We start from the raw sequence: 16,777 nt of genomic DNA, 5'->3' as shown, positions 1-16,777 counted from the left end.
CATGCCGCTCACACCGCGCGCGGGGCATGCAGCACGCTGCATGCCATCGGAAGGACCTGCGCGACGCCTTACTTGAGGTAGCGCCCCTGGCGCATCATCCGCACGGCCTGAGCCTGGGCTGCATCCAGTGCGGCGTCGGCACTGGTCTTGCCGGCCAGCGCACCGGCAATGGCCTGGCCGGTGACGGTTCCGATCGACTGGAACTCGGGGATGGTGGCGAACTGTACACCGGTATAGGGCACCGGCTTCAAGGTCGGCTTGTTGGCATCCGCCGTCTGGATCGCATCGAGCACGAAGTCGGAGAAGGGCGAGACCTTCTTGTACTCGGCCGAGGCATAGGTCGAGTTGCGCGTACCCGGCGGCACCAGAGCCCAACCGGAATCCTTGGCCACCAGGTTGATGTATTCCCTGGAGGTGGCCCAGGCGGCAAACTTCCTGGCCGCGTCCTGCGATTTGGAGGACTTCGGTACGGCCAGCGACCAGATCCACAACCAGTGCGAACCCTTGTCGGTCACCTGCATCGGCGCCGGCGCAAAGGCGGTCTTGTCGGAGACCTTGGAATCCTTGCCGTGATAGAGCATGCCGGCGGCCACCGTGGCATCGACCCACATGCCGCACTTGCCGCTGGAGAACAACACCAGGTTTTCATTGAAACCATTGGAGCTGGCGCCCGGCGGACCGTACTTGCGCATCAGGTCGACATAGAAATTGACCGACTTCTTCCACTCCGGCGAAGACAGCTGCGGCTGCCACTTCTCATCGAACCAGCGACCACCCCAGGCATTGGCCATGGTGGTGATGATGGCCATGTTCTCACCCCAGCCGGCGCGGCCGCGCAGGCAGATGCCATAGACCCCCTTGGCCGGATCATGCAGTTGCGCGGCCAGCTTGGCGATCTCGTCCCAGGTCGGACGCTGCGGCATGGTCAGCTTCTTTTGCTCGAACAGATCCTTGCGGTAATAGGTCATCGAGCTTTCGGCGTAGAACGGCAGCGCGTAGAGCTTGCCATCGACCGTCAGTCCTTCGCGCACCGGCTTGATCAGGTCGGCTTCATCGTAGTCCGCCGGCAGGCCGGTCATCGGCGCCAGCCAGCCTTTCTTGGCCCAGATCGGCGCTTCATATGCACCGATGGTCATCAGGTCGAACTGACCGCTGTTGGTGGCGATGTCAGTGGTCAAACGCTGGCGCAGCACGCTCTCTTCCATCGTGACCCAGCGCAGCTTGATGTCGGGATGGGCCTTCTCGAAGGCCGGTGCCAGCTTCTGCAGCTCGATCATGTCGGGGTTGTTGATGGACGCGATGTTCAGCGTCACCGGCTCGGCCTGCGCCAGCCCGGCAGCAAACAGAGTCGAGATGGCCGCAGCGGCCAGGGTGAAGCGAACGCGGGTGAAGCCGGACGCACGAGGGCGCACGAGTTTGGACATGCTGGTCTCCGAATGTTATGGGCCCTCCTGCACGTTCTTCCTGGGTGGCAGCGGCCGGTCAGGCCCATGCACGCATGCAGGGAAAGGCGATTTTTGCGAACGAGTTTTGAGCAAATATTATTTTTATGGGCAAATATTCATCGATTCTCGAATTCATGTCAAGCATTTGCTTTTCGATTGAGCATTTGCCCAAGCTTCGCAATAATGGCGTGGTCAACTGGCCGTAAAATGGCGACCCAGCAGGGAATTCACCCCGATCAACATCACAGAGACAGTCCGCGCCCGCCTGCATGGTCATGGCGGGGCGGCTGGCGAGGAGAACATGTCTAGCAGCGCATCCAAACTGGACCTGGCGGCGCGCGCCGCGTGGATGTACTACGTGGCCGGCAACACCCAGAACGAAATTGCCGAGCGGCTCGGTATCTCGCGCCAGATGGCGCAGCGCATGGTGGCCTATGCGGCCGATGCCAACCTGGTGAGGGTGCAGATCACGCATCCGGTCTCCTCCTGCCTGGAGCTGGCGCAGGGCCTGCAAGAGCGCTACGGGCTGGAAGTCTGCCGGGTAGTGCCGGGGGCGGGCGGTGCGGACAATCCCAACGAATCGCAGGAAGTGCAGCAGATGCTGGCCGTGGCCGGGGCCGAGGTGATGGAGCAATATCTCAGTTCGCAGGCGCCGCTGGTGGTCAATGTCGGCTCGGGGCGCACGCTCAAGGCGGCCATCGAGCGCCTGTCGGAACTGGAGCGCCCGCAGCACCAGATCGTCTCGATGATCGGCGCCTTTGCCTCCGACGGGTCGGCCAATCGCTACGACGTCGCCCTGCAAGCGGCAGAAAAACTGGGTGCGCGTTTCTACCTGCTGCCCGCGCCGCGCGTAGCCGAGAGCGAACGCGACCGTCAGCAGTGGTGCAACCACCGCGCCTACAAGATCGTGACCGGCCTGGCCGAACGCGCCGACGTGACCTTCCTGGGCATCGGCACCATCGCCCTGCAGGGCGCGATGCACGAAGACGGTTTCATCGACGACGAGGAAGTGGCCGACCTGCAGCGCCAGGGCGCGGTGGGCGAGATGATCTGCCACGCCTTCGATCGGGACGGCGCCATGCTGAGCTCCTCGCTGGCCGCACGGGTGACCACACCGCCGCTGGCGCAGGCCCCGCAACGGCCCGTGATCGCGCTGTCCGGCGGCAGCAAGAAAGCCGACGCCGTGCGTGCGGCCTTGCGCGGCGGCTGGCTCACGGGTCTCGTCACCGACGAGACCTGCGCGCGCCACGCATTGCAGGATTGAGCCAGCTACGCATTGACTACCTTACACAACGACAAGCCCACGGAGACCAGCATGACCCAGAGCGCCGCATTCGTCGTCTTCGGCGAAGCCCTGACCGATTTCATCCGCCAGCCTGACGGCCAGTGGCGCGCCATTCCTGGCGGTGCCTGCTGGAACGTGGCGCGCGCCGCCGCCCGCCTGGGCGTGGCCACCGGCTATGCCGGCAGTGTCAGCACCGATGTCTTCGGGGCCGAGCTGTATGCCTTGACGCAAGCGGCCGGACTGGACATGCGCTTCACCCAGCAGCACGCCAAGGCTCCCTTGCTGGCCATGGTGACCTCGACCACGCCGCCCGATTACTTCTTCATCGGCGACGACAGCGCCGACCTGCATTTCGACCCGCAGCGCCTGCCGGCCGGATGGCTGGACGAGGCGCGCGTACTGCACTTCGGCTGCATCAGCCTGACCCGCGAACCATTGGCCTCGCGGCTGTTGCAGATCGCCCAGGAAGCGGCACTGCGCAACAAGAAGATCGCCTTCGATCCGAACTGGCGCAAGCTGATGGACAGCCCGTCGTATCGCATCCTGTTCCAGCAATTGCTGTCGCTGTCGCACTACGTGAAGGTTTCCGACGAAGACCTGGAGCGCCTCTTCCCCGGTGATACCAATGCGCTGGCCACCCTGCAATCCCTGGCCCCGCAGGCGGAGATTCTGTACACCCTGGGCGCCAGGGGCATGCAGTGGATCAAGGGCGAGCAGGTCATCGACCAGCCGGCCTATCGTGTCGAGGTAATCGACACCGTGGGCTGCGGCGACGCCTCCATGGGCGGCTGGATTGCCAGCCAGTTGCGCCAGCCGGAGGCCCCCGCCCAGGTCCATCTGCAATGTGCGGCGGCCGGCGCGGCCATTGCGGCCTCGAAGGCGGGCGCGTATGCCGCCACGTGGGACGAAGTACAAGCCATGATCGGTCACGGCTGACCGATTATTTGCGTTCCCCCTATACGGTTAGAATCCCTGCTTCTGAATTGCTCCCCCCTGACTTCCATGAATAAACCCCCTCTGCGCAGCGTCAGCATTGCCGATGCAAGCCAGGATGCGCCCCTCTCGCAAGCCCAGAAGAAGTTCAATGACCTGATCAAGCAGATCGGCAAGCGGCGCGCTGGTCTGCAGGAATGGGAGAGTGCCACGGCGGACTTCCAGAAAAAGTATCTTGCTCAATTCCTGCCGCTGGACCGGGAGTTGCAGGAGCTCAATGGCAGGCTGGTCCGGCGTCTGCATGAAGCATGGCCGCAGAAGGGCTTGACCAAGGGTGAGCGGGGCATGCTCTCGGAACTGATTGCCGACATGGCGCATCGCCTGCTTGTGAAGAATGATGACCCGGAACTCAAGCTCATCTACAACCAGCACAGTGCGTCCGACTATGATCTGGAGGCCGACGCGGATCTCAACGAGGTCAGGGAGGTAATCGAAGACATGCTGGACATTGATCTGGGTGACGACCTGGGCAGTGCAACGCCGGAAGAGATCATGCAGCGCATGGAAGCCCTGCTCGAGGAGCGGGAGCGGGAGCAGCTGGCAGCGGAGCAAGCACGCGAGGAGCGTCGCGCCAGCCGGAAGAAGTCGCCCCGCCAGCGCGCGGCGGAGGTCAAACGCGAGACTGAGCGTACCGAACTGAGCCAATCCATCCGCGCTGTCTACCGCAAGCTGGCCAGCGCCCTGCATCCCGACCGCGAACCTGACGCCACCGAGCGTGAACGCAAGACCTTGCTGATGCAGCAGGTCAACCAGGCGTATGAAAAGAACGATCTGCTCAGACTGCTTGAGCTCCAGCTGGAACTGGAACATATCGACCAGGCTGCATTGAACGACATCAGTGCGGAACGATTGAAGCATTACAACCAGATTCTCAAGGAACAGCTGGCCGAGCTGGATCAGGAAATTTTCCACGTCGAGCAGCATTTCAGGCAGACCTATGGACTGCCGCCGTTTGCGCGCGTGTCACCCAAGAGCGTCGTGCGCGATCTGAACAAGGAAATGACCTGGATGCGCGAAGACGGCAAGGCGCTGCGGTCGATGTTGGCGGATTTCGAGGATGTCCAGCAGATCAAGGTCTGGCTGAAGCAACAGAGACTAAGGGGGATGGGGGAGTTTTGAGGGGGTGTTCTCCCCGTTGTCCATTTCAACACAACGGGGCGTTTTCCTGTTCAACACCACCTCAACAGCGACAGTGGACCCTCAGATTTTCTCCAGCTTGGCCACCGACAGATCCAGCAGTTTCATGCCGAACTTGCCGAAGTTGATCTGCGCCCGTGCCGCGCCACCACCACCCTCGATGTTGACGATGACGCCCTCGCCAAACTTGGCATGCGACACGTTCTGACCGATGCGCCAGCCGGAATCGGTCTGGCGCGAGAAGCTCTGGGCAATCTTGTTGTTGCCCGCCTCCGGCACTTCATCCCAGGCCGACTTGGGATTGGCGAACCAGTGATGCTGGGCGATCTTGGGCGAGAGCCACTTGATCGACTGCTCCGGCATTTCATCGAAGAAGCGTGAGCGCATGTTGTAGCGCGTCTGGCCGTGCAGCATGCGGGTCTGCGAGAAGGTCATGAAGAGCCGCTTCCTGGCCCGCGTGATGGCCACGTACATCAGGCGACGCTCTTCTTCCACGCCCCCCTCTTCCTTGGCACTGTTCTCATGCGGGAACAATCCTTCTTCCATGCCGGTGATGAAGACCGCGTCGAATTCCAGTCCCTTGGCCGAGTGCACCGTCATCAGCTGCAAGGCATCCTGGCCGGCCTGGGCCTGGTTGTCGCCGGCCTCCAGCGAGGCATGCGAGAGGAAGGCCGACAGCGGCGACATGATGGTCACCAGCGGGGCATCGGCATCGAGCACTTCCACACCATCCGCGGTGGTGATGGCCGTGCCGGCCGTGGGTTGCGCCTGCGGGCCGAGGAAGGCCGGGGCGTCCAGGCCATAGCCTTCTTCCGAGACGAAGAGCGTAGCAGCACTGACCAATTGCTCCAGGTTCTCGATGCGGTCTGCGCCTTCCTTTTCGTTGCGGTAGTGGGTCATCAGGCCGGACAGGTCCAGCACCACCTTGACCATTTCGGGCAGCGGCAGATGCTGGGTCTCGAAGCGCGCACCTTCGATGAGCTTGATGAAGGCGTTCAGCGATGAGCCCGCCTTGCCCGCCACATAAGGCACGGCGGCATAGAGCGAGCAGCCATACTGGCGCGCCGCATCCTGCAAGGACTCCATGGCCTTGGCACCGATGCCGCGCGTGGGAAAGTTGACCACGCGCAGGAAGGCCGAGTCATTGTGCAGGTTGTCCATCAGCTGCAGGTAGGCAATCGCGTGCTTGATTTCGGCGCGCTCGAAGAAGCGCTGGCCGCCATAGACGCGATAGGGAATGGCCGAGCTGAAGAGCGCATGCTCCAGCACGCGCGACTGCGCATTGGAACGATAGAGGATGGCGATCTCGCTACGCGCCCAGCCTTCGGCGATCAGGTCCTTGACCTGTTCGATGATCCACTGCGCTTCCTGCAGGTCGCTGGTGGCTTCATAGACGCGCACCTGCTCGCCGTGACCGGCATCGGTGCGCAGGTTCTTGCCCAGACGCTTGCTGTTGTTGGCGATGAGCTCGTTGGCGGTGTCGAGGATATGACCGTGCGAACGGTAGTTCTGCTCCAGCTTGATCAGGTTTTCCACATGGAATTCCTGTTCGAAGGCCGACATGTTGCCAACGTTCGCCCCACGGAAAGCGTAGATGCTCTGATCATCGTCGCCCACCGCGAAGACCGCACCGTGCTGGCCGGCCATGAGTTTCAACCACTTGTATTGCAGGTCGTTGGTGTCCTGGAACTCGTCCACCAGGATGTGACGGAAGCGGCCCTGGTAGTGCTCGCGCAAGGGCTGGTTGCGCGAGAGCAATTCATAGGTGCGCAAGAGCAGCTCGGCAAAATCGACCACACCTTCGCGCTGACATTGCTGGTCGTAGAGCTCGTAGAGTTCGACGAACTTGCGGTTGTAGTCATCGTAGGCATCCACATCCTTGGCGCGCAGGCCCTGGTCCTTGGCGCTGTTGATGAAGTACATCAGGTTGCGCGGCGGATACTTCTCGTCGTCCACGTTCATCTGCTTCAACAAACGCTTGATGGCCGAGAGCTGGTCCTGCGTATCGAGGATCTGGAAGGTCTGCGGCAGTCCGGCATCCTTGTGATGCGCGCGCAGCAGACGATTGCAGAGTCCATGGAATGTGCCGATCCACATGCCGCGCGTATTGATGGGCAGCATGCCCGACAGGCGCGCGGTCATTTCCTTGGCGGCCTTGTTGGTGAAGGTCACCGCCAAGATGCCCGAGGGCGAGACCTGCCCGGTCTGGATCAGCCAGGCGATGCGGGTGGTCAGCACCCGGGTCTTGCCGGAACCGGCACCGGCCAGGATCAGCGCCGATTGCGCGGGCAGCGTCACGGCGGCGAGCTGCTCGTCATTGAGGTTGTGGAGAAGATTTTGCATCCCGCGATTATAAAGGGCGCGTGCCATGACCGGGCGGGCAGGCGCAGCGCTATACTGCGGCCAGTTGATTTATCCACAGCCGTTTTCAACTCACCACGCTCCCGCTCATGCGCCGTCTGTCTTCCCGCCCCCTCTACGCCCTCCCCCTGTTGGCCGCCCTGCTGCTCACCGCCTGCGCCACGACGCCCCCACCGGCATCGCGCAGCGATGTCGAACAACTGCTGACACTGCAGAAGACCCGCCTGGATGTGGCCACGCCCGTGGCCCGCAGCAAGTGGAACTCGCACGCCCCCATCGACGACCCGGTGCGCGAAGCGGTGATTCTCGACGACGTCGCTGCCCGCGCGCAGAAACTGGGCCTGGATGCCGCCTGGACGCGGCGCTTCTTCCAGGACCAGTTCGAGGCCGGCAAGATCGTGCAGCGCGACCTGCATCGCCAGTGGCGCGTGGAGCAACGCCCGCCCTTCACCAATCCGCCTGACCTGGCGCTGCAGGTGCGCCCGGTCCTGGATCGCCTCACGCCTGACCTGCTGGCGGCCCTGGCACGCCTGAACGGCCACTGGTGCGAACCGGCCGTGCAGCGCGATCTGGCCGAGCTGGAACCGGAAATCCTCGGCGCCGACTATGCGCCGGCCGTGCGCGCGCGGGCCACCGAAGCGCTGCGCTGCCAGCATTGAGATGCGCCCGGGCGGCAACATGCCGTCGCACAAAAACGACTAAGTTGCTGAATTGACAGGAAAAAATCTTTTGCTGTCCTGCAGCATTTTTAGGGCGGGAGTAGAATTCGGGTTGCTGTTCACGCGCACACCGGCGCGCGCGGCCTTCTCTTCCGGCTTGTTGTTCCGGATTCACGTTCCGATTTTCCCGCCATGTCCGACGATTCCTGTAGTCCCAGTTCCACCGGCACGTCCGTGCCTGCCGCCGCGCCGCGTCCGCTGACGCCGGCCAGGGTCACGCGGCAGATCATTTCTACTGCCTTCTTCACCTTCCTGGTTTATCTGGCCATCGGTATCCCGATGGCGGTGCTGCCGGGCTACATCCACCTGGACCTGGGCTATAGCTCGGTGATCGCCGGGCTGGGCATCAGCGTGCAGTACTTCGCCACCTTCGTGAGCCGCGCCAATGCCGGTCGCATGATCGATACCATGGGCGCCAAGCACACCGTCATGCGCGGCATGCTGCTGTGCTCGGCCAGCGGCGGCTTGTTGCTGCTCTCGGCCCTGGCGCAGCCGCTGCCCTTCCTGTCGCTGGTACTGCTGTTTGCCAGCCGCGCTTTCCTGGGCCTGGGCGAGAGTCTGGTCGGCACCGGCGCCATCATGTGGGGTGTGGGGCGCGTGGGTGCGGAGAACACCGCCAAGATGATCTCCTGGAACGGCATTGCCACCTATGCCGCGCTGGCCATCGGCGCCCCGCTGGGCGTGGTGCTGGATCGCTCGCTGGGCTTTGCCGTGATCGGCCTGACGGGCATGCTGCTCACCGTGCTGGGCTATCTGCTGGCGCGCGGTGGTCCGGTCACGCCGGTGGTCCCGGGTGAACAGCTGTCCTTCAAACTGGTGCTGCGCAAGGTGTTTGCGTATGGCATGGGCCTGGCCTTCGGCACCATCGGCTTCGGTTCGATCGCCACCTTCATCACCCTCTATTACGCCGACCAGCACTGGAGCGGGGCGGCCTTTGCGCTGACCGCCTTCTCCTCCGCCTTCGTCGGTGCGCGCCTGCTGTTTGCCAATGTCATTACGCGCTTTGGTGGATATCGCGTGGCCGTGGTGTGCTTCCTGACCGAGTCCGTCGGACTGTTGCTGCTGTGGAGCGCCACCACGCCGGCACTGGCGCTGCTGGGCGCGGGCCTGGCCGGCTTCGGCTTTGCGCTGGTGTTCCCGTCGCTGGGGGTGGAAGCGGTCAGCCTGGTGTCGCCGGCCAATCGTGGCGCGGCACTGGCGGCATATTCGGTATTCCTCGATCTGGCATTGGGCGTGACCGGCCCGCTGGCCGGGGCCATCGCAGGACAGCTGGGGTATGCGCAGGTGTTCCTGTTTGCCGCCATCGCAGCCATTGGTGGCGTGGCCTTGTCGCTGTCCTTGTATCGCAGTGCGCAGCAGGGCGCGAAGACTTGATCTGATTGCGATTGCAGGCAGTGCACCTCGGGCTGATAGGTTTTGATCTATCGGCCCGATTGATTTATAGGCGTGCATTTATCTCTAAAATCGATTGAAATAGGGAACGTCGGCCCCACTGTCTCATCAATAGTTGCGTGGTCGCAGTTTGTCCGTCTGCGATTTGCAATAGAATCGCGGAGTGCGCAGTGTTATGTACCCGCTTACGAAAAACCGAACAGCTAAGGAGCGAATGATGGCAAAGAAGAATGTGGCAGCCCCCTCGATCAACATCGGCATCAACGACAAGGACCGCAAGAAGATTGCTGACGGCCTGTCCAAGCTGCTGGCCGACACCTACACGCTGTACCTGAAGACCCACAACTTCCACTGGAACGTGACCGGTCCGATGTTCAACACCCTGCATCTGATGTTCGAAGGCCAGTACAACGAACTGGCACTGGCAGTGGACCTGATCGCTGAACGCATCCGCGCGCTGGGTTATCCGGCACCGGGTTCGTACAAGGAATTCGCCAAGCTGTCTTCGATCCCCGAAGCCGAAGGCGTGCCCAATGCGCAAGAGATGATCGCCCAGCTGGTGGCCGGCCAGGAAGCCGTGACCCGCACCGCGCGTTCGATCTTCCCGACCGTGGATGCCGCCGCTGATGAACCGACCGCCGACCTGCTGACCCAGCGCATGCAGCTGCATGAAAAGAATGCGTGGATGCTGCGCAGCCTGCTGGAAGGCTGACGCAAGAGTTGGTTCTTTTTGCGAGGCATGTAAAGCGCTCGCACGCTGTATCCTGCAGCCCCGGTCGTTCACTCGGCCGGGGCTGTTTTTTTATCGAGCGATAGCCTCGGCAGGCACGGTGTGAGTCAGTCGCGTCTTCAGCGCTTCATTGCCGAAGTCATCATCCGGGGGTTGCGGATTTCCGCAAGGAAACATTAGAATGCGGGCCAGTGTTGCATCAGGGAGGGATACTTGATGAGCACAGGATCTTCGCATGCCCAAAGCGCCCCCGGGTCTGGAACAGCTGCTTCCGGACTATCTCTACACCCGCATTCTGCGGCGGGTTTCCCCGTTTCACCTCGTCTCCCAACATGAACCGCTAGACAACCGGCTTGACGCCAGCGAGGCGTTGCCACGCGACTTCGCGCCCGTTCTTGAGCGCTTGGCCGATCACAGCTGGTTTGAAATCGAAGACTTGCCTTGCCTTCCGGTCGACATGACCTGGGATACAGTGTCATGACGACCAAAGGTGTCACCCTCGAACAGGCAGACAGGTCGTTCACGCGCATCGAACCACACGGTGGCGGAGCCAACGCAGCCATCAAGGCAGAGACTGCGGCCGAGAAAACGTTTTGGCAGAAGTCCAGTCCCTGGGTGCACGGTGTGCTAGGCGTGGCCAGTTTCGTTCCGGGCTTGTCGGTCATCACGGGTGCGATCGATGCGGCGATCTATACCGCCGAGGGCGACTACGTTGAAGCGGGGATCGCTGCGGCGAGCATGATCCCGGGTGGCAAGGTGGTCACGACGGCAGGCAAGGTCGCCAAGCGTGCGGTCAGTGCGACGAGAGTCGCCAAGGGCGCGCGCGACGCTGAAGAAACTAGCAAAGCCGTGAGGTCTGCAAGAGAAGCCGTAGAACGCGCCAAGGCCGCGAAGGACGCTAATCCCGGCAAAGCGACTCAGACAGGCGGTGGCAGCAAGAGGGGCGGCAAAGATACAACTATCAAGAAAAAGGAGAAAGGGCCTTGCGATCATTTACGACGGGGCAGTGGCAAAGGGCCTTATCGAGGAGGAGCACACAGCCAGACGAGCAAGCCTGTTAACGACGGAAAAGATTCGCATCATATGCCTGTTAGAGAGGTGAGCCCCTTAGATCCGAGGGATGGCCCCGCGATTCAAATGGCTCCCACAGATCACGGCAAGACAAAGAGTAACGGCAACAAGGGACTTCAAGGAGAATTGTATCGTGAGATGATTAAGGATCTGCTCAACAAAGGCGAATGGAGAAAAGCCATGGCCATCGAAATAAGGGATGTACGCCGGATATCAAGAAGTATTGATAGCCCGCGAAAATACAATGAAGCCATGCTTGAGATGCTCGAATATTTTAAGTGCCTCGAAAAACACGGATTACTAAAATAGTGCAAGGACTATGAATAGCCAATTTGAAATTCAGCCATATTCAGGCGTAGGTGATCTTCGCTTCGGCATGAACCGCGTAATGATTGAAAAGTTGATCGGTACGCCTATCGCGAAAGAAAAAGGCTTCTCTGGCGAGACCACAGAGTACCGGCGAGACAATGGATTACTGACGACTTACGATTTGAACAAGGACGCGCTTGTCGAAGTTGGATTTAGCCGGAACATACTTGAATTGGAGTTTGACGGCAGCAGGATCTTCACTGATCCACCAAAGGAAATATTTAGAAAGTTGGTCAATCTCGATGGCAATCCATACGAAAGCGTCGGGTTTATCGTTTTGCTCAATCTCGGTATCACGCTAACGGGATTTCATGACGATGATATCTACCAACGTGCAGTCACCGTGTTCACCCGAGGTCGTTGGGACGATCTGCTTCAAAAATTAAAGCCCTTCGATTTTGTGAATTTCTAGAACCCATTTCATAAATAGGCGTGAGTGCGAGCGAGTCCCGTTTGGGATGAAGTGCAAGGCGCGAATTTGGGTCAAGACTGGGCGTCTTGACCCAAATTCGTAACGCAGCAATTCGCCCAAACGGGCCGCTCCCTCCGGGTTCTGTCCAGAACGCATCTCACGCCTATTTATGAAATGGGTTCTAGAATCCGCCAAGTGATGCAAGACCTCCCGAATTGAAACCATTTTCTGCATGAGCATTGCGGCAGAAAACCACGCTGGACGGGATTCATCAGATATAAGGCGTCCTCGGTTGCGTTCATCAACGATACAGATCCGCCAACTGCCGCGTCTTGCGCTCCTCCACCGGCACCAGATAAACACTGCTGATGACGGCCACCATGTCAGCCCCCTGCGCCACCAGCGGCGGCGCGTTCTCCAGCGTGATGCCGCCGATCACCACCACCGGCAAGGGGATCTCGCGCTTGGATTGCGCAATGATTTCCGGTGCGGTGCGGAAATCGTATTTCTTGACGCGCGACGGATAGAAGCCGCCGAAGGCGACATAACTGGCACCATCGCGATACGCCGCATGGGCCAGCTCCAGCGTACCGTAACACGAGGCTCCAACGATGCGGTCGGGTCCCACGGCCTTGCGCACCTCGGCAATGGAGGCATCCGTGCCACCGACGTGAATGCCATCGGCATCGATCTCGAGGCACAGGTCCACATGATCATTGATGATGAGCGGCGCATCGTACTGTCGGCACAGAGCCAGCAGAGCCGAGGCTTGTGCACGTCGCTGCTCGACGCACGCGGTCTTGTGACGGTACTGCACCAGCGCGGCACCATTCTGCAGCGCCAGTTCAGTAGCGGCCATCAATTGGGACAGATCGTCCCAATCAGGCGTGACGATGTACAGCCCACGCAGATGCTTTGCATACTCGGGTTTCATGTCAGGCTCCTGCCGCAACGGCGGCGTCAATAACAGGTCCAAAGGCAGGCACGCGATTGGGGATGCGCTGCCCGTCAGCAATCGCATAGGACGTCGACAGCGCCTGCTGCGTGTACTGCTGCGCCAGGTCGATGGCATCGCGCATGGGCAGGCCACGCGCCAGGCAGGCCGACAGGGCGGCGGCCAGCGTACAGCCGCTGCCGTGGAATTCATCAGGCAGCCGCGTCCAGCGCCAGCGCGCGCTTTCAATGGCCTCTTGCGCAAATTCGGAACGGAACAATTGTCCGTACCAGCGATTGATCACATCCTGCTCCTGCGGGCCATGCCCGCCCTTGAGCAGCACGTGCGCACAGCCCCGCTCCATCAGCAAGGCCGCCTGCCGCGCCGGTTCATCGTCGCCACAGAGACGCCGCGCCTCGTTGAGGTTGGGGGTAATCACGGTGGCCAGTTCGTAAAGCGGCTCGATCACGCGTGCGGCATCATCGCGCGAGAGCTGGTCTCCCTTGCCGTTGGCCAGTACCGGATCAAGCACCACCGACAAGTGCGGATCGTGTACGCGCAGTTGGCGAATCAGGTCGGCGATTACTTCGGCATTTTCACGGCTACCGGCGATGCCGAGCTTGACCGCCGCGATGGCGAAGCGATCGATCAACACCTGCGCCTGATGCCGCACCAGCGCCGGATCGAGCGCATGCACTGCAAAGACGCTGACGTTGTCCTGCACCGTCAATGCGGTCGGCACCGACAAGGGATGCGCACCCAGTGCCGTGATGGCCGGGATATCGGCCTGCATGCCGGCCCCGCCGCTGGGGTCGGAGCCGGAGAAGACCAGCACGCAGGGTGGCGTGGAGCGATAAGCTGCCTGCATGCTCACGCCACGCGCCCGGCCATCGGCGAGGACGGCGAGGCGGCAAACTTGCGCGGGATGCGACCGGAGAGGAAGGCCTCGCGGCCCGCTTCCACCGCCAGTTTCATCGCACGCGCCATGCGGATGGGATCGCGCGCACCGGCAATGGCGGTATTCATCAGCACGCCATCACAGCCCAGCTCCATTGCAATGGCCGCATCGGAGGCCGTGCCCACGCCGGCATCGACCAGCACTGGCACACGCGCCTGCTCGATGATGAGCGAGAGATTCCAGGGATTCAAAATGCCCATGCCCGAGCCGATCAGCGAGGCCAGCGGCATGACGGCGGCCACGCCCAGATCTTCCAGCATGCGCGCCTGGATCGGATCGTCGCTGCAATAGACCATCACGTCGAAGCCATCCTTGACCAGGGTCTCGGCGGCTTTCAGCGTTTCGGGCATGTTGGGGAAAAGCGTCTTCTCGTCGCCCAGCACTTCCAGCTTGACCAGCTTGTGGCCGCCCAGCAGTTCGCGCGCCAGTTGCAGGGTGTAGACCGCATCGGTGGCGTTGTAGCAGCCGGCGGTGTTGGGCAGGATGGTGAATTCGGAAGGCGGCACCGCGTCCAGCAGGCTGGGCGCATTCGGGTCCTGGCCGATGTTGACGCGGCGGATCGCTACCGTGATGATCTCGGCGCCGCTGGCCACCGTCGCCGCGCGCGTTTCGTCGAGGTCCTTGTACTTGCCGCTGCCGACCAAAAGGCGCGAGCGATAGGTCTTGCCGGCGATGGTCAGGCCCTTGTCCTCGGTGAGGTGGGGGGCGTCGTTCATGTTCATGTCGATTCCTTGTCTGTGGGAGCTGCGTGCCACGGGAGGCGGCTGCTGGCGGCACTCGCGCGCCGCAGCAGAACAATCTTTCATCCGCCCCCGATGGCGCGCACTACGTCTACCTTGTCGGCCTCGGCCAGCGCGCGCTCAGGCCATTGCGCGCTGGGCACCACCTGGCGGTTCACCGCCACGGCCACCGCCTTGCCGGCCAGGGAGAGGCCGGCAATGAGCTGGTCCAGCGTGGCGCCGTCAGGCAGCGGGTGCGGCTTGCCGTTCAGTTCGATCTGCATGGCGCTTACTGCTTCGAATAGATCTCGGCGCCCATCTTGACGAACTCGACCGATTTCACCTGCATGCCCTGCTTCAGGGCATCGATCTCGGAGATGCCTTCCTTGGCGGCGTAATCACGCACTTCCTGGGTGATTTTCATGGAGCAGAAATGCGGGCCGCACATGGAGCAGAAGTGCGCCACCTTGGCCGAATCCTTGGGCAGGGTTTCGTCGTGGAATTCGCGCGCCTTGTCGGGGTCCAGGCCGATGTTGAACTGATCTTCCCAGCGGAACTCGAAGCGCGCCTTGGACAGCGCGTTGTCGCGGATCTGCGCACCCGGATGGCCCTTGGCCAGATCAGCGGCGTGGGCGGCGATCTTGTAGGTGATGATGCCGTCCTTCACGTCAGTCTTGTTGGGCAGGCCCAGGTGTTCCTTGGGGGTGACGTAGCACAGCATGGCCGTGCCATACCAGCCGATCTGCGCGGCGCCGATGCCGGAGGTGATGTGATCGTAGCCGGGCGCGATGTCGGTGGTCAGGGGGCCGAGGGTGTAGAACGGCGCTTCGTGGCACTGCTCCAGCTGCAGATCCATGTTCTCCTTGATGAGGTGCATGGGCACGTGGCCGGGGCCTTCGATCATCACCTGCACGTCGTGCTTCCAGGCGATCTGGGTCAGTTCGCCCAGGGTGCGCAGCTCGCCCAGCTGGGCTTCGTCGTTGGCGTCGTAGATCGAGCCGGGACGCAGGCCATCACCCAGGCTGAAGCTGACGTCATAGGCTTTCATGATTTCGCAGATCTCTTCGAAGTGTTCGTAGAGGAAGGATTCGCGGTGATGCGCCAGGCACCACTTGGCCATGATGGAACCGCCGCGCGAGACGATGCCGGTCATGCGCTTGGCCGTCAGCGGCACGTATTGCAGGCGCACGCCGGCGTGGATGGTGAAGTAGTCCACGCCCTGCTCGGCTTGCTCGATCAAGGTGTCGCGGAAGATTTCCCAGGTCAGGTCTTCGGCCTTGCCGTTGACCTTTTCCAGGGCCTGGTAGATCGGCACGGTGCCAATGGGCACCGGCGAATTGCGGATGATCCATTCACGGGTCTCGTGGATGTTCTTGCCGGTGGAGAGGTCCATGACGTTGTCGCCGCCCCAGCGGATGGCCCAGGTCATTTTTTCCACTTCCTCGCCGATGGAGGAGGTGACGGCCGAGTTGCCGATGTTGGCGTTGATCTTCACCAGGAAATTGCGGCCGATGATCATCGGTTCGACTTCCGGGTGGTTGATGTTGGCGGGGATGATGGCGCGGCCGCGTGCGACTTCGTCGCGCACGAATTCCGGGGTGATCTCGGCGGGAATCGATGCACCGAAGGATTGGCCCGGATGCTGGCGGCCCATCAGGTCGGCCAGCTTGTTGCCCATGGGGCCGGAGGCTTTGAGCTGTTCCAGATACTCCTTGCGGCGCAGGTTTTCGCGGATGGCGATGAATTCCATCTCGGGGGTGATGATGCCGCGGCGGGCATAGTGCATCTGGGTGACGTTGGCGCCGGATTTGGCGCGGCGCGGCTTGCGGTGCAGGTTGAAGCGCAGCTCGGCCAGGGCCGGGTCGTTCAGGCGCTGCTGACCGTATTCGGAAGTCGGGCCGGGCAGTTCCTCGGTATCGTTGCGTTCCAGGATCCAGGGCAGGCGCGGGGTGGAGAGACCAGCGCGGATGTCGATCTTCACGTCCGGGTCGGTGTAGGGGCCGGAGGTGTCGTAGACATAGATCGGCGGATTCTTTTCCGAACCGAACATGGCGGGGGTGTCGGCCTGGCTGATCTCGCGCATGGGCACGCGGATATCCGGGCGCGAGCCGGTCACGTAGATCTTGCGGGAATTCGGGAGAGGCTGGACGGCGGCCTCGTCGACGGTCGCCGTGGCGGACAGGAATTTAGGGTTGGCATTCATTTCGGCTCCTTTGCTTGATGACTCTTGGCTCGGAGCCAGCAAAGGAGGT

Annotated in this window: 16 protein-coding genes; 9 read left to right on the top strand and 7 right to left on the bottom strand. The window is 61.8% G+C overall.

Going from position 1 to position 16,777, the window contains the following annotated elements; all coding sequences use genetic code 11:
• Window positions 1-68 precede the first annotated feature (68 nt).
• A complete protein-coding gene (locus GWL_RS22350; protein WP_008334797.1) occupies window positions 69-1,424 on the bottom strand; it encodes a sugar ABC transporter substrate-binding protein in 1,356 nt (451 codons plus the stop codon).
• A gap of 322 nt (window positions 1,425-1,746) precedes the next feature.
• Here GWL_RS22350 and GWL_RS22345 point away from each other — a divergent pair, with 322 nt between their 5' ends.
• The 3 genes from GWL_RS22345 to GWL_RS22335 all read left to right on the top strand — a co-directional run bounded on the left by GWL_RS22345 (window position 1,747) and on the right by GWL_RS22335 (window position 4,842).
• Window positions 1,747-2,709: a sugar-binding transcriptional regulator gene (locus tag GWL_RS22345; RefSeq protein ID WP_008334792.1), complete on the top strand. Its 963-nt coding sequence runs from the start codon at window positions 1,747-1,749 to the stop codon at window positions 2,707-2,709.
• Window positions 2,710-2,760: 51 nt separating this feature from the next.
• Window positions 2,761-3,666, top strand: coding sequence for a carbohydrate kinase (locus GWL_RS22340; RefSeq protein ID WP_008334791.1), 906 nt, complete (start codon window positions 2,761-2,763; stop codon window positions 3,664-3,666).
• 66 nt (window positions 3,667-3,732) lie between these two features.
• Window positions 3,733-4,842, top strand: a complete 1,110-nt coding sequence (locus GWL_RS22335) for a J domain-containing protein (RefSeq protein ID WP_008334789.1) — start codon at window positions 3,733-3,735, stop codon at window positions 4,840-4,842.
• Window positions 4,843-4,923: 81 nt separating this feature from the next.
• Here GWL_RS22335 and GWL_RS22330 read toward each other — a convergent pair whose 3' ends face one another.
• Window positions 4,924-7,203, bottom strand: a complete 2,280-nt coding sequence (locus GWL_RS22330) for a UvrD-helicase domain-containing protein (protein ID WP_008334786.1) — start codon at window positions 7,201-7,203, stop codon at window positions 4,924-4,926.
• Window positions 7,204-7,310: 107 nt separating this feature from the next.
• Here GWL_RS22330 and aroQ point away from each other — a divergent pair, with 107 nt between their 5' ends.
• From aroQ to GWL_RS22300, 6 genes are all read left to right on the top strand, one after another.
• Complete coding sequence (gene aroQ, locus GWL_RS22325) at window positions 7,311-7,880, top strand: gamma subclass chorismate mutase AroQ (protein WP_034351626.1); 570 nt, start codon at window positions 7,311-7,313, stop codon at window positions 7,878-7,880.
• Between the two features lie 192 nt (window positions 7,881-8,072).
• Window positions 8,073-9,314: an MFS transporter gene (locus GWL_RS22320; protein WP_034351625.1), complete on the top strand. Its 1,242-nt coding sequence runs from the start codon at window positions 8,073-8,075 to the stop codon at window positions 9,312-9,314.
• Between the two features lie 235 nt (window positions 9,315-9,549).
• Window positions 9,550-10,044 carry a Dps family protein gene (locus tag GWL_RS22315; protein ID WP_008334773.1) on the top strand — a complete coding sequence of 165 codons (495 nt, stop codon included), beginning with the start codon at window positions 9,550-9,552 and terminating at the stop codon, window positions 10,042-10,044.
• 253 nt (window positions 10,045-10,297) lie between these two features.
• Entirely contained in the window at window positions 10,298-10,543 is a 246-nt protein-coding gene (locus GWL_RS22310; RefSeq protein ID WP_034351624.1) for a hypothetical protein, read from the top strand.
• Complete coding sequence (locus GWL_RS23995) at window positions 10,540-11,442, top strand: hypothetical protein (RefSeq protein WP_237713621.1); 903 nt, start codon at window positions 10,540-10,542, stop codon at window positions 11,440-11,442. Before GWL_RS22310 ends, GWL_RS23995 begins: the two co-directional genes overlap by 4 nt.
• A gap of 10 nt (window positions 11,443-11,452) precedes the next feature.
• On the top strand, window positions 11,453-11,914 hold the full coding sequence (locus tag GWL_RS22300; RefSeq protein ID WP_157174309.1) for a hypothetical protein: 462 nt from the start codon (window positions 11,453-11,455) through the stop codon (window positions 11,912-11,914).
• 301 nt (window positions 11,915-12,215) lie between these two features.
• Here the strand turns inward: GWL_RS22300 and thiE are convergent, their stop codons facing one another.
• From thiE to thiC, 5 genes are all read right to left on the bottom strand, one after another.
• Complete coding sequence (gene thiE / locus GWL_RS22295) at window positions 12,216-12,848, bottom strand: thiamine phosphate synthase (RefSeq protein WP_008334756.1); 633 nt, start codon at window positions 12,846-12,848, stop codon at window positions 12,216-12,218.
• 1 nt (window position 12,849) lies between these two features.
• Window positions 12,850-13,716: a hydroxymethylpyrimidine/phosphomethylpyrimidine kinase gene (locus GWL_RS22290; protein WP_008334755.1), complete on the bottom strand. Its 867-nt coding sequence runs from the start codon at window positions 13,714-13,716 to the stop codon at window positions 12,850-12,852.
• A gap of 2 nt (window positions 13,717-13,718) precedes the next feature.
• Window positions 13,719-14,528 (bottom strand): thiazole synthase, encoded by an 810-nt coding sequence (locus tag GWL_RS22285; RefSeq protein ID WP_008334754.1) that lies wholly within the window; start codon window positions 14,526-14,528, stop codon window positions 13,719-13,721.
• An 80-nt stretch (window positions 14,529-14,608) separates the two neighbouring features.
• Window positions 14,609-14,809, bottom strand: coding sequence for a sulfur carrier protein ThiS (gene thiS / locus GWL_RS22280; protein ID WP_008334753.1), 201 nt, complete (start codon window positions 14,807-14,809; stop codon window positions 14,609-14,611).
• A 5-nt stretch (window positions 14,810-14,814) separates the two neighbouring features.
• A complete protein-coding gene (thiC, locus tag GWL_RS22275; RefSeq protein WP_008334751.1) occupies window positions 14,815-16,728 on the bottom strand; it encodes a phosphomethylpyrimidine synthase ThiC in 1,914 nt (637 codons plus the stop codon).
• Between the last annotated feature and the right edge of the window lie 49 nt (window positions 16,729-16,777).

Origin of the sequence: Herbaspirillum sp. GW103 (assembly GCF_000261365.1) — a bacterium.
Classification (GTDB): Bacteria; Pseudomonadota; Gammaproteobacteria; order Burkholderiales; family Burkholderiaceae_D; genus Herbaspirillum.
Note: the sequence above shows the minus strand (reverse complement) of the source record. Positions and strands in the feature narration are given on the sequence as shown.